This window comes from Qipengyuania sp. R86523, assembly GCF_044596365.1.
Classification (GTDB): domain Bacteria; phylum Pseudomonadota; class Alphaproteobacteria; order Sphingomonadales; family Sphingomonadaceae; genus Qipengyuania; species Qipengyuania citrea.
In genome coordinates, this window is sequence record NZ_CP138997.1 from 770,635 (window position 1) to 793,590 (window position 22,956).

At 67.7% G+C, this 22,956-nt stretch carries 22 protein-coding genes; 8 read left to right on the forward strand and 14 right to left on the reverse strand.

Annotation, left to right across the window (positions count from 1 at the left end; genetic code table 11):
• Window positions 1-2 precede the first annotated feature (2 nt).
• The 3 genes from guaB to SJY12_RS03750 all read right to left on the reverse strand — a co-directional run bounded on the left by guaB (window position 3) and on the right by SJY12_RS03750 (window position 2,703).
• On the reverse strand, window positions 3-1,466 hold the full coding sequence (guaB, locus tag SJY12_RS03740; RefSeq protein WP_050601162.1) for an IMP dehydrogenase: 1,464 nt from the start codon (window positions 1,464-1,466) through the stop codon (window positions 3-5).
• A 112-nt stretch (window positions 1,467-1,578) separates the two neighbouring features.
• Window positions 1,579-1,941, reverse strand: a complete 363-nt coding sequence (locus SJY12_RS03745; RefSeq protein ID WP_397506037.1) for a hypothetical protein — start codon at window positions 1,939-1,941, stop codon at window positions 1,579-1,581.
• Between the two features lie 6 nt (window positions 1,942-1,947).
• Complete coding sequence (locus tag SJY12_RS03750; protein ID WP_397506038.1) at window positions 1,948-2,703, reverse strand: 3-hydroxybutyrate dehydrogenase; 756 nt, start codon at window positions 2,701-2,703, stop codon at window positions 1,948-1,950.
• A gap of 88 nt (window positions 2,704-2,791) precedes the next feature.
• On the opposite strand from SJY12_RS03750, the gene SJY12_RS03755 reads away from it, so the two are divergent.
• Window positions 2,792-3,646, forward strand: a complete 855-nt coding sequence (locus SJY12_RS03755; RefSeq protein ID WP_050601159.1) for a neutral zinc metallopeptidase — start codon at window positions 2,792-2,794, stop codon at window positions 3,644-3,646.
• Window positions 3,647-3,712: 66 nt separating this feature from the next.
• On the opposite strand, the gene SJY12_RS03760 is transcribed toward SJY12_RS03755, so the two are convergent.
• A complete protein-coding gene (locus SJY12_RS03760; RefSeq protein ID WP_397506039.1) occupies window positions 3,713-5,464 on the reverse strand; it encodes a M56 family metallopeptidase in 1,752 nt (583 codons plus the stop codon).
• Window positions 5,461-5,850: a BlaI/MecI/CopY family transcriptional regulator gene (locus tag SJY12_RS03765; RefSeq protein ID WP_348345385.1), complete on the reverse strand. Its 390-nt coding sequence runs from the start codon at window positions 5,848-5,850 to the stop codon at window positions 5,461-5,463. Before SJY12_RS03765 ends, SJY12_RS03760 begins: the two co-directional genes overlap by 4 nt.
• A gap of 138 nt (window positions 5,851-5,988) precedes the next feature.
• Here SJY12_RS03765 and SJY12_RS03770 point away from each other — a divergent pair, with 138 nt between their 5' ends.
• A complete protein-coding gene (locus SJY12_RS03770) occupies window positions 5,989-6,645 on the forward strand; it encodes a peptidylprolyl isomerase (protein ID WP_397506040.1) in 657 nt (218 codons plus the stop codon).
• Between the two features lie 6 nt (window positions 6,646-6,651).
• Here the strand turns inward: SJY12_RS03770 and SJY12_RS03775 are convergent, their stop codons facing one another.
• Genes SJY12_RS03775 through sdhC form a run of 4 tightly spaced genes read right to left on the reverse strand, consistent with a single transcriptional unit; the run spans window position 6,652 to window position 10,586 of the window.
• The gene (locus SJY12_RS03775) at window positions 6,652-7,965 is read right to left on the reverse strand and encodes a M20/M25/M40 family metallo-hydrolase (RefSeq protein WP_397506041.1); all 1,314 of its coding nucleotides are present in this window, start codon (window positions 7,963-7,965) and stop codon (window positions 6,652-6,654) included.
• On the reverse strand, window positions 7,965-9,809 hold the full coding sequence (gene sdhA, locus SJY12_RS03780) for a succinate dehydrogenase flavoprotein subunit (protein ID WP_050601153.1): 1,845 nt from the start codon (window positions 9,807-9,809) through the stop codon (window positions 7,965-7,967). Before sdhA ends, SJY12_RS03775 begins: the two co-directional genes overlap by 1 nt.
• Window positions 9,809-10,195 (reverse strand): succinate dehydrogenase, hydrophobic membrane anchor protein, encoded by a 387-nt coding sequence (gene sdhD, locus SJY12_RS03785; RefSeq protein ID WP_397506042.1) that lies wholly within the window; start codon window positions 10,193-10,195, stop codon window positions 9,809-9,811. Before sdhD ends, sdhA begins: the two co-directional genes overlap by 1 nt.
• Window positions 10,196-10,205: 10 nt before the next feature.
• Window positions 10,206-10,586 carry a succinate dehydrogenase, cytochrome b556 subunit gene (sdhC, locus tag SJY12_RS03790; protein WP_397506043.1) on the reverse strand — a complete coding sequence of 127 codons (381 nt, stop codon included), beginning with the start codon at window positions 10,584-10,586 and terminating at the stop codon, window positions 10,206-10,208.
• Window positions 10,587-10,695: 109 nt separating this feature from the next.
• On the opposite strand from sdhC, the gene SJY12_RS03795 reads away from it, so the two are divergent.
• The 4 genes from SJY12_RS03795 to SJY12_RS03810 are packed head-to-tail and all read left to right on the forward strand — an operon-like array spanning window position 10,696 to window position 13,933.
• The gene (locus SJY12_RS03795; protein WP_397506044.1) at window positions 10,696-11,406 is read left to right on the forward strand and encodes an SDR family NAD(P)-dependent oxidoreductase; all 711 of its coding nucleotides are present in this window, start codon (window positions 10,696-10,698) and stop codon (window positions 11,404-11,406) included.
• Window positions 11,396-12,307, forward strand: a complete 912-nt coding sequence (gene blaECM, locus SJY12_RS03800; RefSeq protein ID WP_397506045.1) for an ECM family subclass B3 metallo-beta-lactamase — start codon at window positions 11,396-11,398, stop codon at window positions 12,305-12,307. The genes SJY12_RS03795 and blaECM overlap by 11 nt, the downstream gene beginning before the upstream one ends.
• Window positions 12,300-13,205: a 50S ribosomal protein L11 methyltransferase gene (locus SJY12_RS03805; protein ID WP_397506046.1), complete on the forward strand. Its 906-nt coding sequence runs from the start codon at window positions 12,300-12,302 to the stop codon at window positions 13,203-13,205. Before blaECM ends, SJY12_RS03805 begins: the two co-directional genes overlap by 8 nt.
• A complete protein-coding gene (locus SJY12_RS03810) occupies window positions 13,178-13,933 on the forward strand; it encodes a DUF2459 domain-containing protein (protein ID WP_397506047.1) in 756 nt (251 codons plus the stop codon). The genes SJY12_RS03805 and SJY12_RS03810 overlap by 28 nt, the downstream gene beginning before the upstream one ends.
• Here SJY12_RS03810 and SJY12_RS03815 read toward each other — a convergent pair.
• Window positions 13,891-14,991: a serine hydrolase gene (locus SJY12_RS03815; protein ID WP_397506048.1), complete on the reverse strand. Its 1,101-nt coding sequence runs from the start codon at window positions 14,989-14,991 to the stop codon at window positions 13,891-13,893. The genes SJY12_RS03810 and SJY12_RS03815 overlap by 43 nt on opposite strands.
• Before the next feature lie 43 nt (window positions 14,992-15,034).
• On the reverse strand, window positions 15,035-16,504 hold the full coding sequence (locus tag SJY12_RS03820) for an FAD-binding protein (RefSeq protein WP_397506049.1): 1,470 nt from the start codon (window positions 16,502-16,504) through the stop codon (window positions 15,035-15,037).
• 143 nt (window positions 16,505-16,647) lie between these two features.
• Here SJY12_RS03820 and SJY12_RS03825 point away from each other — a divergent pair, with 143 nt between their 5' ends.
• Window positions 16,648-17,319: an SDR family oxidoreductase gene (locus SJY12_RS03825; protein WP_397506050.1), complete on the forward strand. Its 672-nt coding sequence runs from the start codon at window positions 16,648-16,650 to the stop codon at window positions 17,317-17,319.
• Here the strand turns inward: SJY12_RS03825 and SJY12_RS03830 are convergent, their stop codons facing one another.
• Genes SJY12_RS03830 through recN form a run of 3 tightly spaced genes read right to left on the reverse strand, consistent with a single transcriptional unit; the run spans window position 17,320 to window position 21,662 of the window.
• On the reverse strand, window positions 17,320-17,811 hold the full coding sequence (locus SJY12_RS03830; RefSeq protein ID WP_397506051.1) for a CinA family protein: 492 nt from the start codon (window positions 17,809-17,811) through the stop codon (window positions 17,320-17,322).
• Between the two features lies 1 nt (window position 17,812).
• Entirely contained in the window at window positions 17,813-19,996 is a 2,184-nt protein-coding gene (ligA, locus tag SJY12_RS03835; RefSeq protein WP_397506052.1) for an NAD-dependent DNA ligase LigA, read from the reverse strand.
• 1 nt (window position 19,997) lies between these two features.
• Entirely contained in the window at window positions 19,998-21,662 is a 1,665-nt protein-coding gene (gene recN, locus SJY12_RS03840) for a DNA repair protein RecN (protein WP_397506053.1), read from the reverse strand.
• Between the two features lie 130 nt (window positions 21,663-21,792).
• On the opposite strand from recN, the gene SJY12_RS03845 reads away from it, so the two are divergent.
• Entirely contained in the window at window positions 21,793-22,950 is a 1,158-nt protein-coding gene (locus SJY12_RS03845; protein ID WP_397506054.1) for a diguanylate cyclase, read from the forward strand.
• The last annotated feature ends 6 nt before the right edge of the window (window positions 22,951-22,956 follow it).

Consider the following 22,956-nt stretch of genomic DNA (forward strand, 5'->3'; position numbering starts at 1 on the left):
GCCTAGCGCGTCGGATAGTTGGGCGCTTCGCGGGTGATCGCCACGTCGTGGACATGGCTTTCGGCCAACCCGGCATTGGTGATCCGTACGAATTGCGCGCGCTTGCGCAAATCCTCGATCGTGGCGCTGCCGGTATAGCCCATCGCCGCCTTGATCCCGCCGACCAGCTGGTGGACGACCGCCGCGGCGGGGCCCTTGTAGGGGACCTGCCCCTCGATCCCTTCGGGGACCAGCTTCTGCTGGCTGACATCGGCCTGGAAATAGCGGTCGGCGCTGCCGCGCGCCATCGCGCCCACGCTGCCCATACCGCGATAGGCCTTGTAGCTGCGGCCCTGGTAGATGAAGGTCTCGCCGGGCGCTTCCTCGGTCCCGGCCAGCATCGAACCGACCATCACCGTGCTTGCGCCGGCAGCCAGCGCCTTGGCGGCATCGCCGCTCGCGCGCAGACCGCCATCGGCGATGACCGGGATGCCGTATTCCTCGGCGGCCTCGGCGCTGTCCATCACGGCGGTCATCTGCGGCACGCCCACGCCTGCGACCACGCGGGTGGTGCAGATCGACCCCGGACCGATGCCCACCTTGACCGCATCGGCGCCCGCCCCCGCGAGCGCCCGGGTCGCTTCGGCGGTCGCGACATTGCCCGCGATCACCTGCACGCTGTTCGACAGCTTCTTCACCCGTTCGACCGCGCGCGCGACATCCTTGTTGTGGCCATGCGCGGTATCGATCACCACCACGTCGACTTCGGCATCGATCAGCGCCTGCGTCCGCTCGAACCCCTTGTCGCCGACCGTGGTCGCGGCGGCGACGCGCAGCCGCCCGGTCGCATCCTTCGTGGCATCGGGATAGGCGACCGCCTTCTCGATATCCTTGACCGTGATCAGCCCGACGCAGCGGCCGTTGTCGTCCACCACCAGCAGCTTCTCGATGCGGCGCTGGTGCAGCAGGCGGCGCGCTTCCTCCTGCCCGGTGCCCAGCGGCACGGTGGCGAGATTGTCGACCGTCATCAGCTCGCTGACCGGCTGAAGCGGATTTTCGGCAAAGCGCACGTCGCGATTGGTCAGGATCCCGACCAGTTTGCCGCCGCGGTCGGTGACGGGGATCCCGCTGATGCGGTTGGCGGACATGATGTCCTGCGCTTCGCCCAGCGTGGCTTCGGGGTGGATGGTGATCGGGTTGACCACCATGCCGCTTTCATAGCGCTTGACCGCGCGCACGGCAGCGACCTGTTCGTCGACTTCGAGATTGCGGTGCAGCACGCCGATCCCGCCAAGCTGCGCCATGGCGATGGCCATGTCGGCCTCGGTCACCGTGTCCATCGCACTGGACACCACCGGGATGCTGAGCCCGATATCGCGCGTCAGCCGCGTGGCGGTGTTCGCCAGCGAAGGCAGGATATCGCTCTCGGCAGGACGCAGGAGCACGTCGTCGAAAGTAAGACCGAGGGGGATGTCGAAATGTGCCACGTGGAGAATCGCCTGCCGGGGGGAGAAATGTGGCGGCCCATGTAACGACGGTTTGGAAAACTAGCTAGTGCCCATAACCGCGCGGTGCCAGCCGGCGCATCGCACCGGTCGCCTAGCGGCGCCCGGCCAGCGCGCCATCCCCTCCGCGAGACACCCGTTGCCGCCGGCGATGAACCGCGATCCGGACGAGCACCGCAAGCGCACCGAAGGGGAACAGCACCCGCAGCACTTCGGGCTGCCAGCTTCCGGCAGCGGCGCTGAATGAGGCGGTCGGGAGCGCCATGCCGAGAAACCAGTAAAGCGCGCCGGGCACAGCCGGCACCAGCGCCGCCCCGCCCAGCCCGGTCAGCGCGAGCAGTGCCCATAGCGGTTTCAGCCCCAGTCCGGGTTCGCGCAGCGCGGCGATGGCAGCTGCGCCGCTTACCATCAGGCTGGCAGCCATCGCCGCGAGGAACAGCGTCAGCGACACGGGCATCCGCCGCTATTCCGCGGTCCAGCCGCCATCGACGCTCCAGTTCGCGCCGTTGACGTTCTGGGCCTCGTCGCGGCACAGGAAAGCGACCAGCGCGCCGATTTCCTCGGGCTGGACGAACTTCTTGGTCGCCTGCTTGACGAGCAGCACATCGTTGATGACCTGCTCGCGGGTCAGCCCGCGCGCTTTCATCGTATCGGGAATCTGGCTTTCCACCAGCGGGGTCCAGACATAGCCGGGACTGACGCAGTTCGCCGTCACGCCGTGCTCGGCCAGTTCGAGCGCGATCGTCTTGGTGAAACCGTCGAGCCCGTGCTTGGCCGAATTGTAGGCCGCCTTGAACGGGCTGGCGACCTTCGAATGCGCGCTGGCGGTGTTGATGATCCGGCCCCAGCCCTTCCGCTTCATCGCGGGCACGGCGAGCCGCGTGGTGTGGAACGCCGCGGTCAGGTTGAGCGCGATGATCGTATCCCACTTCTCCACCGGGAAATCCTCGACCGGCGCGACATGCTGCATGCCCGCATTGTTGACGAGGATGTCGATTTCGCCCGCCGCATCCATCATCGCGGCAATCTGCGCGGGATCGGTCAGGTCGGCGCCCGAATGCGTCGCGCCGAGCTCTTCGCACAGCTCCGCGATCACGGCCGCATCGCCGAAACCGTTGAGGATCAGCGTCGCCCCCTCGGCAGCCAGCGACCGCGCAATCGCGAGTCCGATACCGCTGGTCGATCCGGTGACGAGCGCGCTCTTGCCGGCAAGAAACATTTGGGCCTCCGGGCGTTGTAGAAACTGTTCATTGCGGCCATCGCGCACATACCAGCGGCTGTAAAGCGGCCAGACACCGGGGGAAGACATGCGGCTCAATCCGTTCAACACCAACAATATCAACGTACGATCGAGCGGCGGCGGTGTCCCCGGCGGCAAGGCGGGCGGGATCGGCTGCGGCACGATCGTGATCGCGGCGATCGGCTATTTCGTCTTCGGGCTCGACCCGATGCAGACCGCGGGCATGGTCGAGGGCGTGCAGCAGGGCCAGCAGCAGGCAGGCCCGGCCAACACCGACGAACAGGAAGTGTGCACCAGCAGCGAATATGCGCTGGAAGCCTGCAACGGGCTGCAATCGCTCAACCAGACCTGGGCGGCGACCTTCGACGCGCAGGGCTACGGCGACCAGTTCCAGCAGCCCACGCTCGACCTTTACGGAGGCGGCGGGGTCCGCACCGGCTGCGGCAACGGCACGTCGGCGATGGGGCCGTTCTACTGCCCCGCCGACCAGACGATCTACATCGACACCAGCTTCTACGACACGCTCGAACGCCAGCTCGGCGCGGGCGGCGATTTCGCGCGTTATTACGTGCTGGCTCATGAATATGGCCACCATATCCAGACGATCACCGGCATTTCGGGACAGATCCGCAGCGCGCAGCAGCAGAACCCGAGCCGGGCGAACCAGCTGCAGGTGCTGATGGAATTGCAGGCCGATTGCTATGCCGGGGTCTGGGCGGGCAAGAACCGCAACCTGATCGAGCCGGGCGACATCGAGGAAGGCATGAACGCTGCCGCCGCGATCGGCGACGACCGGCTGACGGGCGGACGGGTCTCGTCGGAGAACTTCACGCATGGCACCTCGCAGCAGCGCAGCGATGCCCTGCGGCTGGGCCTGCAGGGCGATGACCGCGCCTGCGACCGGATCACCAATATCGGCTGATCAAGCGCTGTCGAGGCGGGCGGGCGCGGCGCATGGGCCGCGTCCTCGCCGTCACGCGGTGGCTGATCAGCGCGCCAATTCGGCGAGTTCGGCGTCAATTTCGCCGAGCGCCTCGGCCCGGTCCGCCGCGGACATGCTGCGATCAGCGGCGATGGCCTTGCGAACGCTCTTCAGCGTCGTAAGCGCCAATTTCTGCCCGTAGCTTTCGCAGACATACATCGTCACGCGGCCCGCGCTGTCGACCTTGGTGGTCACGGGGCTGTTCTTGTCGAGGCACTTCATCACGACCTGCGGCGCATTCGCCACTGCGCGAACGGCAACCGCTTCGGCGTTCATCTGCGCGGCGTCGGCCTGGGCCTCGGCCATCGCGATCTTCACCTCGCGGCGCGCTTCGGCCTTGTCCGTGACTTTCACCGCAGACTTCCGCTCGGTTTCGCGGGCCAGCCTGCCGTCCTCCGCCAGCGTCTCGCGCAGTTCGGCCATTTCGCGTTTGAACGCGCGCCGTTCCTTGTCGTTCATGTCGTCCCAGACCTTGCCGTTCCAGCGCGCATGCCGCTCGGGATTGCGCTCGACGCTGGCCATGGTCCGGCGGGCCCGTTCGAGCTCGCGCTCGGCGCGTTCCAGATCGCGTTCGGCGCTTTCGAACTCGCGCTCGATCGTGCGCTCCAGCGCCGCGACGAATTCGCGCTTGCTTTGCGGCGCAGGTGGCGGAGCGACAGGTTCGGGCGGCGGCGGCGGCGCCCAGTCCGCCGCGGGCGGCGCGACAGCAACGGGGGGCTGCGGCGCAGCGGGCGGCACGGGCGTGGATGCCCGATCCTCCGGGGCCGTCACCGTCTCGGCATACCCGATGCTCGCGGTCATCGGCAGCGCGAGCAGCGCAGCGGCGACCACGCCGCGCGCGGCAAGCCGGCGGCGGCGCGAATGGTCGGTCATCGGCAGGCTGCGCAGCCGGTGGATGATCGACTTGTCCCCCAACACGGGGCACGCCATCGGCGCCGCCAGTGCTGGGCGCGGCGCGATTTGCGGTCGGCGGGCGAAATCGGCGATGATCGCCGCATAGGCGGCGCGCTCGTCGCGGCTGCGGCTGGCCACCACCCGGGCATCGCAGGCCGCCTCCTGGTCGCGGCGCATGGCCGACCAGCCCATCCACCCCAGCGGGTTGAACCAGTGGAGTGCGAACAGCGGCTGGACGAGGACGTTGACGAGGATGTCGTGGCCGCGGTGATGCGCCAGCTCATGCGCGATCGCGAGGTCGCGGACCAGGCGCTCGCGGCTGGCCATGAAACCATCGGGCAGCGCGACGACCTTGTCGAAGACGCCGAATGCCATCGGCCCCGAAATCGCCGGGGTTTCGATCAGGCGGATGGCGCCCACCTCGCCCACCGGACGCGCCTCTTCGAGCAGTTCGCGGCGCAGCTGGCCATAGAGCCAGAACCGCCGCGTCATGAAGATCGCGGCCCCGGCGAGCCACAGGATCAGCAGCGGGGTCAGCAGGTCGACCGGCGCATCCAACGGCACGGGCGATACCGGCGCGACGAGTGCGTTATCGCCGAAACCCCCGGCGGCGGCGGGGGACAGCGCCAGCTCGCGCGCGGGCGGCGGGGTAGTGGACGTGAGCGGCTGCATCCAGGACGGCAGCGTAACCGGCGGGAACAGCAAGCGCGCCAGCGGCAGGAACCACAGCGCATACGCAGCCCCCGCCCCCAGGTGCCGCGCCACCGGGCGTCGCAGCAGCAGCGCCAGGACGATCAGGGCACCCGTCCACACCAGCGTGTCGAACAGGAACCAGTGCCAATACTGGCGAAGCAGCTCGGTCATTTGCGCATCTCCCTCAAGAGCGCCTCGATTTCGGACAGATCGTCATCGGTCAGCGCCTCGCTTTCGGCGAGCTGCGCGAACAGCGGCGCCGCGCGGCCGCCGAACAGCCGGTCGACCAGCCGGCGGCTTTCCCCGCCGACATAGTCGGACCGTGCGATCAGCGGGCGGTAGAGGAACTTGCGACCCTCGGGCTCGGTACCCACCGCTTGTTTCTGGACCAGCCGGCTGAGCAGCGTCTTGACTGTCGGGATCGACCAGTCGCGCTCGGCGCAGACCGCGTCGCAGACCTCGGCGGCGGAGATCGGGTTGCGATCCCACAGCACTTCCATGATGGCATGCTCCGCTTCGCTGATCCGTTCGCCCGGCCCGTTGCTGCGCTTGGCCATTCCCGCCTCCTCGTTCCGCCACGCATAATGTGACGATTACGTCTGTAGCCGCAATGACTACGATTGTAAACCTGCACCATGGATCAATATCGGGCAAACGCGCTTGCTTCTCGACCAACGACATATCACTCTTGACCGATGACCCGGTTTCTTCCCCTGCTCGCCTCGTTCGCTGTCCTGGCCAGTCCGCTGGCCGCGCAGGACGATCCGCCCGCCCCGCCCCCGCGCGAATACGCCACCCAGCGCGTCGTGATCGAGACGACCATGGGCGACATCACGGTTGAGCTGGAGACCGGACGCGCGCCGATCACCGCGGCCAATTTCCTGCACTATGTCGACGAGGACCGGTTCGACGGGACGAAATTCTACCGCGCGATGCATCTCGATTGGGGCGAACCGCCCAATGGCCTGCTGCAGGGCGGTACGCAGATGCACCCCGACCGCGTGCGCGACCCGATCGCGCATGAACCGACGACCGAAACCGGGCTCAGCCATACCGACGGCGCGCTGTCGATGGCACGCTACGAGCCGGGCACCGCGACGGGCGATTTCTCGATCATGATCAAGGACCAGACCGGGCTCGATGCCAATCCCGCCTCGAGCGACCCGAACCTGCAGCTGGGCTTTGCGGTGTTCGGTTATGTGGTGGACGGGATGGAAGTGGTCCATGCGATCCATGCCGCGCCGATCGATCCCGACAAGGGCGAAGGCTGGATGAAGGGCCAATTGCTGGCCGAGCCGGTCGAGATCGTCGAAATGCGCCGGGTGGAGAGCGCCGCAGCGCCCGCGGAATGACCGCGGCTATTGCGGCGACGGTTCGCGGGCGAGCCGGCTGATCAGGATCGCCGAACGCTGGGCCTGCCGCACGATCGAGCGCAGGTCGATCGACTCGCCCTCCGCATGGCTGCCGCTGCCCGCGGGGCCCATGCCCGCAAGACCGACCGTATAGGGCGCAACGAAGCTGATATCGGCTGCCCCGCGGCGCGACGGGGGATAGGGCTGCATCGCCTCGCGCCCGAGATCGGCGTTGATCGCATTGAGCCGGTCGAGCAGCGCGGCATTGCCCGCGGTCGGCGCCATCGGCGGATAGCGGAACTCGATCGCGATGGTCGCCTCGGTCCCCGGCAGGTGCTGCGCGACGATGGCGCGCATCTTCCCGGCAACCCGCTCGTTCTGTTCACCCGTCAGCGCGCGCAGATCGCCGCGGGCAATGGCGTGCGAAGGGATGATGTTGGTCTTGCCGCTGGTGGTGGCGGAAAGGCCGTCCTCGCCCAGCTCGGCGGGGGTTCCGCCCGCCATGAAGCCCACGTTGTAGGTGAGGTTTTCCTCGGGCGCTTCGCGCCGGAAGGCGTCGAGGATGCGCGCCATTTCGTAGATCGCGCCATAGCCCGCATGGTCGGAAAAGATACCCGAGCTGTGCCCGCTGCCCGCGCGCGTGGTCAGAGTCCAGCTACCCGACGAGCGCCGCGCGATCACGCCTGCGTCCTTGCCGTCCAGCACCGAGAGCCCTTCATAACCCAGCGCGACATCGGCCCATTTGCCCGCCTCGACCAGGTCGCGGCGCGCAGCTTCCAGCGGTTCGCCCGCATCTTCCTCGTCGCCGGTCAGCGCGACAACGATGTTCGCGCCCTCGAGCGTGCCCGCCGCCTGCATGGCGCGCAGCGCAGCGAGGATCACCACGATCCCGCCCTTGTCGTCAACCACGCCGGGGCCGGTCGCACGGTCGCCCTCGCGGACGAAGCCGGTGAAGGGCGAACCGGGTTCGAACACCGTGTCGAGATGGCCGATCAGCAGCATCTTCGTGGTGCCCGGCACGCCTTCGTGCCGCGCGAACAGGTGGCCTGCGCGCCCCTGCGCCGATTGGTCGATCCATTCGACGTCAAAGCCGAGCGCCGCGAATTCGGGCGCCAGCACCTCGGTCACCGCCTTCACGCCCGCATGATTGTGCGAACCCGAATTGATCAGCGTGATCCGCTCGAGCAGCGCAACGTCATCCTCGAACCCGTCCGCGACGGTCTCGACCATGACCTGTTCTGCATTGCTGAGCTGCGCGGAGACGGGGGCGGCAAGCAGCGCCGCGAGACCCGCGACGAAGCCGAGCGCCCCCGCCCGCATCAGTAAACCCGCTTCTTCGGCTCGATGTACTTCACATCGTCGGTCAGCGTGTATTCGTGGACCGGGCGGTAGTCGATCTTCACCCCGCCGCCGCTGCCGCCCCAGCCATCGAACCAGGCGATGGTGTGCTTCATCCATTCGGCGTCGTTACGGTCGGGGAAATCCTCATGCGCATGCGCGCCGCGGCTTTCCTTGCGGTTTTCCGCGCTCGCCATGGTGACATTGGCCTGCGCCATCAGATTGTCGAGCTCGAGCGTCTCGATCAGATCGCTGTTCCAGATCAGCGAGCGGTCGAAGACCTTCACGTCCTCCATCCGCTTGTTGATCTGCTTCAGGTTTTCCACGCCCTCGGCCATCAGCTTGCTGTCGCGGAACACCGCGGCATGGCGGGTCATGGTCTTCTGCATGTCCGCGCGCAGCGTCGCGGTTGGCGTGCCGCCATCGGCATAGCGGAAATGGTCGAGCCGGCCGAGCGACAGCTCGGCGCTGTCCTTGGGCAGTTCGTCATGGCTGGTGCCCGGCTTGATCAGTTCCTTGAGGCGGTGGCCGGTCGCGCGGCCGAACACCACAAGGTCGATCAGCGAGTTCGAGCCGAGGCGGTTCGCGCCGTGGACCGAAACGCAGGCGGCTTCGCCCACCGCGAACAGGCCGGGGACGATCTTCTCGGGATCGTTCTTGTCGCCCGCCATCACTTCGCCGTGATAGTTACAGGGGATGCCGCCCATGTTGTAATGCACCGTCGGGGTGACGGGCAGCGGTTCGCGGGTCAGGTCGACCCCGGCGAAGATCTTGCCGCTTTCGGTGATCCCCGGCAGGCGCTGGCCCAGCACGGTCGGATCGATGTGGTCGAGATGGAGGTAGATGTGGTCCTTTTCCGGACCCACACCGCGGCCTTCGCGCATTTCCAGCGCCATCGAGCGGCTGACAACGTCGCGGCTGGCGAGGTCCTTCGCGCTCGGCGCATAGCGTTCCATGAACCGCTCACCTTCCGAATTGGTAAGGTAGCCACCCTCGCCGCGTGCGCCTTCGGTGATGAGCACGCCCGCACCGTAAATGCCGGTGGGGTGGAACTGGACGAATTCCATGTCCTGCATCGGCAGGCCTGCGCGCAGCACCATGCCGCCGCCGTCGCCGGTGCAGGTATGTGCGCTGGTGGCGGTGAAGTAGCAGCGGCCATAGCCGCCGGTTGCCAGCACCACCGCCTTCGAACGGAAGCGGTGGATCGTGCCGTCGTCGAGGCACATGGCGATCACGCCGACGCATTCCTTCTCGCCATTCGCGCCGTCCTTCATGATCAGGTCGAGCGCGAAATATTCGATGAAGAAGTCCGCGGCGTATTTCAGGCTCTGCTGGTAGAGCGCGTGCAGCATGGCGTGACCGGTCCGGTCGGCGGCGGCGCAGGTGCGCTGCACCGGCGGGCCTTCGCCCATGTTCTGCATGTGCCCGCCGAACGGGCGCTGGTAGATCGTGCCGTCGTCGTTGCGGCTGAAGGGCACGCCGGCGTGCTCCAGCTCGTAAACCGCCTGCGGCGCTTCGCGCACCAGATATTCGATCGCGTCCTGGTCGCCCAGCCAGTCCGACCCCTTTACGGTGTCGTACATGTGCCACGACCAGTGGTCGGGCGTGTTGTTGCCGAGGCTGGCGGCGATCCCGCCCTGCGCTGCAACGGTGTGCGAACGCGTCGGGAAGACCTTGGTGATGTTGGCGGTCTTGAGGCCGCTTTCGGCAGCGCCCATCGTGGCCCGCAGGCCCGAGCCGCCGGCGCCGACGACGACCACGTCATAGGTGTGGTCGGTGATCGGGTATTCGCGGCCATTGATGCTGAAGGTTTCGGTACGGGCCATCAGGCGGCTCCTCCAAGGGCGAGGCGGGCAATCGATACGAGACCGAAGGCGCCGCCGCCGATGGTTGCAAGGTTGAGAAGGGCGATGACGCCGAACTTGGTCCCGGCGTCGTGGACATAGTCTTCGATCAGCACCTGCAGGCCGAGGCGTGCGTGCCAGAAGACGGAAATGATCAGCAGCGCCAGCGCAGTGGCCGGCAGCGTCTGCGCCGCCCAGCCGGCAACCGTGCCGTAGGAATAGTCGGGCAAGAGCGCGAGGCTGAACGCAAGGAACAGCATCAGCGCCAGATTGCCGATGGCGGTGAAGCGCTGCACCAGCCAGTAATGCGCGCCTTCATGCGCCGAGCCGAGCCCGCGCACGCGTCCGATCGAGGTTCCGTTACCCATGGTGTAGCCCTTAGCGAAGCAGGATGAGGGCCCAGAAGCCCGCAGTGAGAAGAATGCCGATCAGCGGCGCGAGGATCGACCAGGTCTTGTTGGTTTCAAGCTCGTAACCGGCACCGATGTCGAGCACGAAGTGACGCAGGCCGCTCATCATGTGGGTGAAGAAGGCCCACGACAGGCCGACCAGCACGACCATGCCCAGCGGCGATCCCATGATGGTGGCGAAGGTTTCATACGCGCCCGGCCCCGCGGCCATCGCGCCGAGCCACCACAGCAGCACGCCCAGACCGACCAGTGCCATCCCGTTGCCGGTGATACGGTGCAGGATCGAGACCGCCATGTGCGGACCCCATTTCCAGACTTGCAAGTGCGGCGCCATCGGGCGGTTGGCCATGGTGATCTTCCGATAGAAACAATTTGGAACGCCTCCCTTAGCGATGTGATCGTGCGTGACAAGGCGGGGGGCCTCGACAAGATGCGCAATTTTTTCGAATAGGGTTTGCATGACATGCATTCTACTTACCGGCGCAAGCCGCGGGATCGGCGCCGCCGCCAAACGGGCGCTGGAAGCGCGCGGTGCGCGCGTGGTCGGCCAGGCTACCAAGGCCAATTCGACCGATATGGTCGCCGCCGATTTCTGCGAACCGGGCGCGCCACAGGAATTGTGGCAAACCGCGCTGGCGCGCGCCGGCGGCAGCATCGACGTGCTGGTCAACAACGCCGGCCTGTTCGATCCCAGCCCGCTCGACCGGTCGGACATCGCCTGGCTCGATGCCTGGGAAGACACTCTCCGGATCAATCTCACCGCCGCCGCGCAGCTCAGCCGCTTCGCGGTGCGCCACTGGCAGGAACGCGGCGTTGCGGGCCGCATCGTCCATGTCGCCAGCCGGGCGGGCCACCGCGGCGATTCGCCGGCGCACTGGCATTATGCCGCGGCCAAGGGCGGGATGCTGGCGATGCACAAGACCATCGCCCGCGCCTATGCCGGCGAAGGCATTCTCAGCTTCGCGATCACTCCCGGCTTCACCGACACCGCGATGGCGGGCGATTACCTCGAAAGCCGCGGCGGGCCCGGCCTGCTGGCGGATATCCCGCTGGGCCGCGTCGCCGAACCCGAAGAAATCGCGACGCTGATCGCGTTCTGCGCGCTCGATGCACCTGCCAGCATGACCGGCGCCACGCTCGATGCGAACGGCGCCAGCTATGTTCGCTAGAACCGGAGCCGGCCTCGCGCTTGCGGCCGCGTGCCTCGCCGGCTGCGCACCGCCGATCCAGTCCCGTCCCGACCTGCCCGCGCCCGAGCAGGTTACGCCGCAGCAATGGGCTGCCGGTTGCGAGCCGTGGGACGATTGGGACAAGCCCGCCCCGCCCTACCGCATCCACGGCTCGACCTATTATGTCGGCACTTGCGGCATCACGGCGATCCTCGTCGCGGGGCCGGCCGGACACCTGCTGATCGACAGCGGGACCGAGGCGGGCGCCGAAGTGGTGCTCGACAACATCGGCAAGCTCGGTTTCCGCCCCGACGAGATCGCCAGCGTGCTGCACAGCCACGAACATTTCGACCACACCGGCGGTCATGCGCGCGTCAAGCAAGCCAGCGGCGCGCATGTCGTCGCCTCGCCCGCTGCCGCGCCTGCGCTGCGCAGCGGCCTGAGCATTGCCGAAGATCCGCAATACGGACTGCACGAACCGATGGCGCCGGTGGCTGTCGACGTGCTGGTCCGCGGCGGCGAGACGGTGCGCAGCGAAACCGCCACGCTCACCGCGATCGCCACGCCGGGGCACACGCCGGGCGCGCTGAGCTGGACATGGCGCTCGTGCGACGCGGCGGGTGACTGCCTCGACGTGGTCTATGCCGACTCGCTCTCCGCGATCAGCCGCGAAGGATACCGCTTTGCCGACCATCCCGCCTATGTCGCCGCGTTCCGCGCCGGATTGCAGCGGCTGCGCGAAACCGCCTGCGACCTGCTGCTGACCCCGCACCCCTCCGCGAGCGAGATGGTCGCGCGCGCGGCGAGCGGAACGCTGGTCGGCGGGATGAGCTGCGCCGCCTATGCCGATGCCGCCGAGGCCCGGCTCGATGCGCGACTGGCGGAGGAAGCGGATGGCTGACGCCTGGAAGATCGTCGCCGAAGTGTCGAAAACGGAAGCGCGCGCCGCGCTCGTCGCGCATGAGGAAGCACTCGACTGGCCGGCCGAATGGGTCGTGACCGGCATGGAAGTCGCCGACCACCTGCCCGACGACTGGACGGTCGAAGTCTATCTCGACCGCGAGCCGGGGCCGGACGATTTGCAACGCGTCGCGGCGCTGTTCGCCGGCACGCCGCCGCGGCTGTCGGCGGAAAAGCTGCCCGCGACCGACTGGGTGACCGAAAGCCAGAAGGGCGTCGAACCGATCCGCGCGGGCCGCTTCCACGTCCGCACGCCCGAGCACCCGGCCGATCCCGGCCTCGTCGATTTCGTCATCCCCGCAAGCCAGGCCTTCGGCACCGGCCAGCACCAGACCACCGCCGGCTGTCTTGCCATGCTGGACCTGATGAAGCGCGCGGGCGTGACCGCACGCAACCATGCCGATATCGGCACCGGTACCGGGCTGCTGGCCTTCGCCGCGCTCCATCTGTGGCCCGGCGCGCGCGCCACCGCGTCGGATATCGACCCGGTCTGTGCGGGCGTGGTGCGCGACAACATGGCGCGCAATGCCATTGCCGAAGGCGGCGGTCCGGGCCAGCTGACGATGGTCATCGCCGACGGGATGGCGGACCCGTTGCTGCGGCTGCGCGGGCCCTACGACCTGTTCATCGCCAACATCCTCGCCGGGCCGCTGGTCGAACTGGCGCCCGCCTTTGCCGCCGCCACCGCGCCGGGAGGCAATTTGCTGCTGGCGGGGCTGCTCGAGACGCAGGAAGCGCGCGTGCGCCGCGCCTACCGCGCACAGGGTTTCCGCCTCGCGCGGCGGCTGGTGCGCGGCGACTGGTCGATCCTGTGGCTGCGCAAGAGCCGCGTGCGGTGACGCGCTGGCGGCGCTGGCTTGCAGGGCTGATCGCCCTGCCCTGCGCCGCGCTCGCGCTGTTCCTGCTCGCGGCATGGATCGGCAGCAGCCTGCCGCGCAATCCGGACTGGACCGAACCGGCCGAGGGCGTCACCATCATGGTGGAAACCAACGGCATCCACACCGGCATCGTGATGCCCGTGATCAGCCCGGTGAAGGACTGGCGCGCGACCTTCCCTTCCGCCGGCCTGCCGCGCGCCGACGGGCAGCTGCCCACGCATGTCGCGATCGGCTGGGGCGAAAAGGAGGTTTTCCTCAGCACCCCGACCTGGAGCGACCTCAAACCCGCCACCGCGCTGCGGATCGCTCTGCGCGGTGGCGAGGGGCTCGTTCGCGTGGGCCATTACGTGCGCCCCGCGCCGTCCGAATACCACCGCCCGCTGACGCTGCGCCCGGCCGAATACGCCCGTCTCGTCGAGCGCGTCGAAGCCGCGTTGCCGCCGCTTGCACCGGGCGAGACGCGCGTCACCTACGACAGCTTCGCGGAAGGCGCGCGCAATTACGATGCCACCGGACGCTACACACTGGCGAACACCTGCAACCAGTGGGTCGGCGACACGCTGGCCCATGCGGGAATTGCGATGGGGCGCTGGACCCCGCTGGCCGGCGGCGTGATGAAATGGGTGCCCGAGCCCGCGGCGCCGGGTCAGCCGGCGTCAGGCGCAACAGCGGGCAAGGCTTCGTCATAGCGCACGACCGCGCGCACGACCTCCTGCATCATCTCCATCCGCACCGGTGTCGGCTCGCGCGTGCGGGCGATCATCACCGCGATCGCATAGGTGCGGCCCGCGGGCGAGGTGATCAGCCCGATATCGTTATAGCCCGACTGTTCGCCGTCGTAGAATTGCCCGGTCCCGGTCTTGTGCCGCACGGTCCAGTCCTCCGGCGCCCCGGCCTTGAGCCGCTGCGGTCCGCTGCGCGTGCGCGCAAGCGTGCCCAGCACCAGGCTGGTCGAGCCGGGCGAGAGCAATTCGCCGCGATGCAGCTTCGCCAGCGCGCCGACCACTGCCACCGGCGGCGCCCCGTCGAGCGGGTCGGCGAGATAGGCCTCGAACGCGCTGCGCCGCACGGCGGGCGAAACCTCGTCGCGCGCCTCGAAGAAGGCGGGTCCCTGCGCATAGTCCTGCCGCCATTCGAGCCCCGCAATGGCGCTCTGCTTGCTGCGCTCGTCAGTGCCGAACCGGATGCTGGACAGGCCATGCGTGTCGAGGAAATCCTGCACCGCCGCAGGTCCGCCGACGCGCCGCAGGATGCGGTCGTTGGCCGTGTTGTCGCTCTGCGTGATCGCGCGTTCGACCAGCTCGGCGTAATCGGCCGAAAAGCTGCCGTCGCGGCGGACGATATCGCGGATCGGCTGGTGGAAAACGGTCAGGTCGCCAGGACGGATGCGGACCATCTCGCCAAGGTCGAGCCGGCCTGCATCGACCTCGTCGAGCGCGGTCAGCGCGACCCATAGCTTGCTCACGCTCTGCTGCGGGAACTGCTCCAGCCCGTTGAAATGCAATGTGCGCCGCGCGGCAAGATCACGCACCGCGATCCCGACATGGCCATCGAAAGTCCCGCCGATCCGGCTGATCGCGCGGTCGAGCGCGGCCTGCGCAGGCGTCAGCGGCGGCGCTTCCACCGCTTCGTTGGCCTGTTCGACCAGCGGATCGGCGGGCGCCTGCAGGCGCGGAAGCCACACGACCAGCAGCGCCAGCAGCAGCACCGGTATCGCAACGAGCAGGAAACGGAAAGGAAGCGTCACCCTTCCTCAACGCGCTGCAGCGCGCTGGTTTCCGAAGCTTTCGCTAGACCAGCCCCGCATCCGCTGCGGCTTCGCCGGGCAGCGGGCGGCCGACATCGAACATCGCGCGCACGCGTTCGGAGAACATCAGATTGCCTTCGGGGAAATAGCGTTCGTAGATCCGCATCAGCTGGTCGAGATGATCGAGCCCCAGCGAACTGCGGAATTGCGGCCCCAGCGCGCTCTTGCCGAAATGCGGGCGCGTATCGACTTCATAGCGCATCACCATCCGCTGCAGCCGTTCGAGCCAGGCATAGTCGCGCGGGTCGGCGAACAGGTCGATCGCTGCCATCGGCCGCCGCGCATTGGCCGCGAAGACCGGCTCCGCCACCCCCGGCAATTCGCGCACCGAGATGATGCCCTTGAGGAAGAAACCCAAATCGCGCAGCGCATCTGCTTCGCGGATGATGAACTTGACCACCGCGGGGGCACGTTCGAGTGGGACGAAGAAGGCCAGATTGTATCCGGTGTAAGTAGTCGAAAACAGCCCGCGGGTGATGCTGGGCGCGCGGTTTTCCTTCAGCCCGGGCTTGGGATCGTAAAGATAGTCGAGATCGCCCGGATCGGTGATCACGCGTTCGCTCTGCTCGAGGTCGAGCCAGTCGATGAAGCGCTGCATCGGCCGCCGCAGCCGGGGAAGGAACCGATCGAGCTTGTAATAATGGCGCAGGAACCATGCGGCGAACTTGCCGCTGCCGCTGGCCTTGGGATGCGCGACCACGACCTTCTCGTCGGCGCATTCGGCAAGGACGTGGGTCATCACCACCGGATCGTCCGGATCGGTATAGGGCATCACCGCCCAATTGACCGCGATCCCGCCCTGGCGCAGCTCGTCCAGCTTCGACAGGCGGCTCATCGAACTGACCGAAATGTAGGATTCGAGCGGCTTGGTCTCCAGCACCAGTTCCACGATCGGCGCGATCGTGCCGAAGGACAGCGCCACATAGGCGAATTCGGGATCGCCGCGCTGCAGCGTGACGCGCTGCCCCTTCCCGTCGAGGAAGGTCAGTTCGACCACGCTGTCCGCCATCACCGCGCGCGGACCGAAGCCGTGCGTGCCCGTGGCCAGCGCGCCGACCACCGACTGTTCCATGTAATTGCCCGAATTGTGCAAGCCGCGCCCGTGCTGGTCGCGCAGGAACAGCTTGAGATCGCGCACCGAAACCGAAGCGCCCACGCGCACGGTTTCACTGGCAGGATCGTAAGACAGCGTCTTGATCCCGCCTTCGCGCATCATCATCGCGGTGACGCCGGGGACCACCTGGACCCCGTTGTAGGAATGCGACTGGCCCACGCAGCTGTAGCGGCCTTCGCTCACCAGCTTGGCCAATGCGGTTTCATCGTGTGGAACGCGCGCTTCGGTTTCGCAGCGATAGACATTGATCCACGAGCGGACCCAGCGCTTGCCATCGGTGCCGATCGCCCGCCGGTCGGCCGCACGTTCGCGGCGCGTACGCAAATATTTCCTGATCAAGACCTGCCCCCTGCCTTGCACCCGCAGGCAGCATAACGGATTTCGGCCCGCGAAGCGAGGACAGGAACGACATTGCCGGCGCAGCGGTGGAACCTTGGCGGCAGCGATACGCTCTCAAGACAAACCTCTTTTCAGGAGACACCATGACCCAGACCTTGCTTATCACCGGTGCATCGACCGGTATCGGAGCAGCCACCGCCCGCGCCGCCGCAGAGGCCGGATGGCAGGTCGCCCTGCTCGCCCGTTCACAAGACGAACTGGACAGCCTCGCCGGCGAGATCGGCGAACGTGCGCTGGCGCTGCCCTGCGACGTGACCAACCGCGCCGCGCTGAATGCGGCGGTGGACAGGGCCGTCGACCATTTCGGCGGGCTCGACGCGGTCTTCGCCAACGCCGGCAAGGGCGTGTCCAGCCCGGGTATCGAACAGGGCGTTCCGGCCGAATGGGACGAGATGATCCAGCTCAACGTGATGGCCGTGCTGTCCACCGCGCATGCGACCCTGCCGCATCTGCGCAAGACCAAGGGGCATTTCGTGGTCACCGGATCGAAGGCGGGGCGCGATCACCTCAAGGGGTCAGTCTACGGCGCGACCAAGTGGTTCGTCCACGGTCTTGCCGGGAACCTCGCCGAAGAAATGCGCGAATGGGGCGGCCGCTGCACGGTCATTTCACCGGGCATGGTCGACACGCCGTTCTTCGACGAACCCAAGCCCGACAAGATCCAGCCCGGCGATGTCGCGAATGCAGTGATCTTCGCCATCTCGCAGCCCGAAACCGCCGCAGTACGCGAAATTCACATCATGCCGACCGGCTGATCAGCGCTGCAGCGCCTCTTCCAGCGTCTCCAGCGTGGCGCGCGCAAAGGCTTCCATATTTGCGATCCGGTCCTCGCTGCCGGTCTCGGTCCGGCGGGTGAATTCGAACCCGCCGGGCCCGACCACCGCCGCGCAGCTGCGCCCCGCGGGCGCACCGCTGGGATGGCTCGACCCGCCGACCGAACCACTTTCCGCCAGCCCCCATTGCGCGCCGAAATTGTCGCGGATCGCGCGCGCCTGTAACAGCGCATATTCCTCGCTCGCGCCGGTCATGCCGGCATAGGCGTCACGCGGCAGGTCGAACAATATGTCGCGCGCGCGGAAGGAATAGACCACCCCGCCCCCGACGAAGAAGTCGAGTGCGCCGGGCACGGTCAGCAGCGAAGCCGCAACCAGCCCGCCGGTCGCGCCGTCGGCCACCGCGACCTTCTCGCCGCGCTGGCGCAGTAGATCGGCAATGCGCAGCGCCTGTTCGTGGGTCTGCTCGAGCATGTCAGCCGGCCGCCTTGACGATTTCGGCCCAACCGGCTTCGTCCACCACCTCGATCCCGAGTTCGGCTGCCTTCTTCAGCTTGCTGCCCGCACCCGGCCCCGCGACCAGCAGATCGGTCTTGGCGCTGACCGAGCCGCTGGCCTTGGCACCAAGCCGTTCGGCCTGCGCCTTGGCCTCATCGCGGCTCATCGTCTCGAGCTTGCCAGTGAAGACCACCGTCTTGCCGCTGACCGGGCTGTCGCGTGTCTCGACCTCGTAGCGCTGGGGCTCGACCACCCCTTCGCCCGGTGCCTCGCCGATCAAATCGTTCCACACGCTACGGTTGTGCTCTTCATGGAAGAAGTCGGCCAGTGCATGGCCCACCGCAGTGCCGATCCCGTCGGTGCGGACTTCGAAAATGCGTTTCACCGCCTCGACCATGCGCGTGTTGAACGGGCTTTCCTTCTCGCCCTCGGCGCGCGGGTGTTCGACGCAGTAGGTGCGGAACTCGGCGGCCTTTCCGGGCAGCAGGCGGATATCGCCCAACCCCTTCATCAGGTCGCGCGCGGTGACCGCGCCGACATGGCGGATCCCCAGCCCGAACAGCAGCCGCGCGGCATCGGGTTCACGGCGCGCTTCCACAGATTCCAACAGATTATCCACAGAGCGCTCCTTCCACCCGTCGAGCGCGAGAATGTCCGCGCGCCGCTGCTTCAGGCGGAAGATGTCGGCGGGGCTTTCGAGCCAGCCGAGCGCGAAGAACTGGTCGATCGTCTTCTCGCCCAGCCCGTCGATGTCGAGTGCGCCGCGGCTGACGAAATGCTTAAGCCTTTCCGTGCGTTGTGCGGGACATATCAGACCGCCTGTGCAGCGCACGTCGACCTCGCCCTCTTCCGCCACCGCCTCGCTGCCGCATTCGGGGCAATGATCGGGGAAGTGGAAGGGATCGCGCTCCGCCTCGGGCGTGAGGTTATCCACAAGCTGTGGAATAACATCGCCCGCACGCTGGACCACCACGCGATCGCCCGGCCGCACGCCCAGCCGCGCGATCTCGTCGCGATTGTGCAGCGTGACATTGGTCACGGTCACTCCGCCGACGAGGACCGGCGCGAGCCGCCCGACCGGGGTCAGCTTGCCCGTCCGCCCGACCTGGATATCGATGCTCTCGAGCGTGGTCTCGGCCTGCTCGGCGGGGAATTTATGCGCCAGCGCCCAGCGCGGCGCCTTGGCGACGAAGCCGAGCCGCTGCTGGTAGTCGAGCCGGTCGACCTTGTAGACCACGCCGTCGATTTCATACGGCAGGTCGGGCCGCGCGGCGGCGATGGTCTCGTAATGCGCCAGGATCGCGGCGGCATCGTCGAACCGCGCGAACAGCGGCGAGACGGGCACGCCCCAGCGCTCGATCACGCGGACCACCTCTTCCTGCGTGCCGCCCGGCACGTCGGAAGCCGCACCCCAGCCATGCGCCCAGAACTTGAGCGGGCGCTGCGCGGTGACCTCCGCGTCCTTCTGCCGCAGCGATCCCGCCGCCGCATTGCGCGGGTTGGCGAACTGGCGGACCTTGGCCGCGTCGAATTCCTCGCCCTTTTCCTCCGCCGCGGCGCGCGCATCATCCATCAACCTCGTGTTGAGCGCCTCGAAATCGGCGCGCCCCATATAGACCTCGCCGCGGATCTCGAACACCTCGGGCGCATCGTCCCCAAGCTGCTGCGGGATGTCGGGAATATGCGCGACATTGGCGGTGACGTCCTCGCCCACCTGCCCATCGCCGCGCGTCGCCGCACGCACCAGCGCGCCCCCCTCGTAGCGCAGCGAGCAGGACAGCCCGTCGATCTTGTCTTCGGCCGTAAACGCCACCGGATCGCCATCCGACAGCGACAGGAAGCGCCGCACGCGCGCCACCCATTCCTCGACCTCTTCGGCGTTGAAGGCATTGTCGAGGCTCATCATGCGAACCTCGTGCGTCACCTTGCTCAGCGGCGAGGCGGTGGCCGTGTGGCCCACCTTGCGGCTGGGCGAATTCTCGCGCACCAGATGCGGAAACGCCGCCTCCAGCGCGGCATTGCGCCGCACCAGCGCGTCATATTCCGGATCGCTGATCTCGGGCGCGTCCTCGGCATGGTAAAGCCGGTCGTGCTTCGCGATCTGCTTCGCCAGCCGCATCAATTCATTCGCGGCTTCGGCCTCGGTGACGTCGACTGCCATGTTACGCCCCCTCCAGCAGCCGATCGGCCTGCGCTCTCGCCTCGGGCGTAACTTCGGCTCCCGAGAGCATGCGCGCAATCTCTTCCTGCCGCCCGGCCTCGTCGAGCAGCGCGACGCCGGTCTTGGTCACCGTCCCGTCGCTCGACTTGGCGATCATGTAGTGCATGCGCCCGCGCGCAGCGACCTGCGGGCTGTGCGTCACCGCGAGCAATTGCCCGTCGGCGGAAAGCCGCGCCAGCCGTTCGCCGATCGCGCTGGCGACCGCACCGCCGACGCCGCGGTCGATCTCGTCGAAGATCACCGTCGCCGCGCCGCCCTGCTCGGCCAGCGCGACCTTGAGCGCGAGAATGAAGCGCGACAGTTCGCCGCCGCTGGCGATCTTGGTCAGCGGCGCGAAATCGGCGCCCGGATTGGTCGCGATGAGGAATTCGACCGCGTCGGTGCCACCCGCGCCCCACTTGTCTTCGGACAGCGGCGTGACCGCAGTGCGGAAACGGGCCGCGTCGAGCTTGAGCGGCGCCAGTTCGCGCGCCACCGCTTCGTCGAGCCGCAGCGCTGCGGCAACGCGCCGGTCGTGCAGCGCCTGCGCTTCCGCGCGGTAACGCTGCCCCGCCTCCTTCGCCGCGGCCTCGAGCGCGTCGAGCTGCGCCTCGCTCCCCTCGATGCTGTCGAGCTGGCCGCGCATCGTGCGCATCAGTTCGGGCAGTTCGTCGACCTCGCAGCGGTGCTTGCGCGCCAGCGCACGCAGTTCGAACAGCCGGGTTTCGGCGGCATCGAGCGCGGCAGGATCGTGGACCAGCGCCTCGGCCGCGGCCTGCAGTTTTTCCTCCGCCTCGCCCGCTTCGATCACCGCCCGGTCGAGCGCGCCCAGCGCCTCGGCCAGCAGCGGGTGTTCGGGCGCGATGCGGTCGAGCCGCCGCGCCGCCACGCGCAGCGATGCGAGCGGCGAATCCGAGCCTTCCCACAGGTGCCGCAATTCCTCGAGATCGCCCGACAGTTTCTCGCCCTTCTGCATGTCGGTGCGCGCCGCGGCGAGCCGCGCTTCCTCGCCCGCCTGCGGTTCGAGCGCGGTCAGTTCGGCCAGATGCGCAAGCAGCAGGTCCTGGTCGGCCTTGGCGGTTTCGACCGCGAGCCGCGCCTCGCCCAGCGCCTCGTCGGCGCTGCGCCACGCGCGCCAGGCGGCTGCGAGCTGCGCACCATCGACACCGGCAAAACGATCGAGCAGCGTGCGGTGGCCGCGCGGATTGACCAGGCCGCGGTCGTCGTGCTGGCCGTGCAATTCGACGAGGAAACCCGCCATTTCGCGCAGCAGGCCGACGCTGACCGGCTGATCGTTGACGAAGGCCTTGCTCTTGCCGTCGGGACTGAGCTGCCGGCGCACGATCAGCGGTTCGCCGTCCTCGACCTCGATATCCGCATCGTCGAGCCGCTCGGCCAGCCCCTGCGGCAGCGCGGCGAATTCAAAACTGGCCGAAACGCTGGCCTTGTCGGTGCCGCCCCGCACCAGTCCGCTGTCGGCGCGATTGCCCAGCACCAGCCCCAGCGCGTCGAGCAGGATTGACTTGCCCGCCCCGGTTTCGCCCGTCAGTACGCCCAGTCCCCGCCCGAAGGTCAGGTCGAGCGCTTCGATCAGCACGATGTTGCGGATGGAGAGACGGGTCAGCATTCGGCCTCCCTCCTAGCCAATGCCGAAACCCGAGTCAGCAGCGCATCGCCGGCAATCGACAAGCTTGCCGCAATCCCCCGCATCCGCCGCTGTAAACGCAGAGTTAGCAAATGATGCATAGAAGGGAGGCGTGAGTTGGAAACGCATCTGCAACGGTCTTCTCGGGCCGGACATACCCGTGCACCTGCGCGACGACTTCACCTTGCTTACCGCCCGCCACATGCGCGGCCAGGCCCGGCTTTTGTTCGTCGGTTTCATTCTCAGCCTGCCGATGGTCGTCCTGGGTGCCAGCCCGGGCGCGGGGCCGCTGGTTGCCTACGGATTGCCCGCTGCCATTTTCGTGCTGTGCGCGCTGGCGCTGGCCAGCGTGGCGCACCCGCTCGCCCCTTCGGCCACTGCCGAGGAAGCGCGCAAGACGATCGACACGCTGTGGCAATTGTGCCTGCTCGCCGCCGCGCTCGGCAGCCTCTGGTGCGTCACCAGCTGGGCCAGCGCACCGGTTGAAGTGCGGCTCTACTACCCGGCGATCATGTCGCTGGGCGCGCTGATGCTGAGCTATTGCCTCATGGCAGTGCGCAGCGTCGCCATGTCGGTCCTGCTGGTGACACTCGGGCCCGTGGCCTGCGTGCTGGCAGGAACGGGCGCGACTATGGACCGCGTGCTGGCGGTGTCGATCCTTATCGCGGTGGGGTTCCAGATGGTGATGATGGTACGCCATCAGCAGTTGCTGGTAAGCCTGGTGGAGGAACGCCACAAATCGGGCGAGCTTGCCCGGCGCGATCCGCTGACCGGGCTGGCCAACCGCCGCGCCCTGATCGAACAGTTCGAAGGTTTCGCCGACAGCGGTGCGTCGCTGCGGCTGATGATCATCGATATCGACCGCTTCAAGCGGATCAACGACCGCTTCGGGCACGATATGGGCGACCGTGTGCTGCAGACCATCGCCACCGTGCTGCTGTCGCATGCGCGCGGGGATATCTGCGCGGCCCGGCTCGGGGGCGAGGAATTCGCCATGCTCAGCCGGAGCGATGCGCTCGACCCGGCGCTCGCGCTGCAATTGCTGCGCGAAATCCGCACTTCGGAAATGCCGCATGGCGAAGCGGTCACCGCCAGCATCGGCGTAGCCGATGCGCTGGTTACGCAGGCGGAAGACTGGACCGCGCTCTACGGCCAGGCCGACCGTGCGCTCTACCGCGCCAAAGATGAAGGCCGCGACCGCGTCGAGGCGTTCGAAAAGGATGCCGCTGCGCAGGCGCGCACCCCGTCACGGCCCGCGCGACAGGCCTGAACCGGC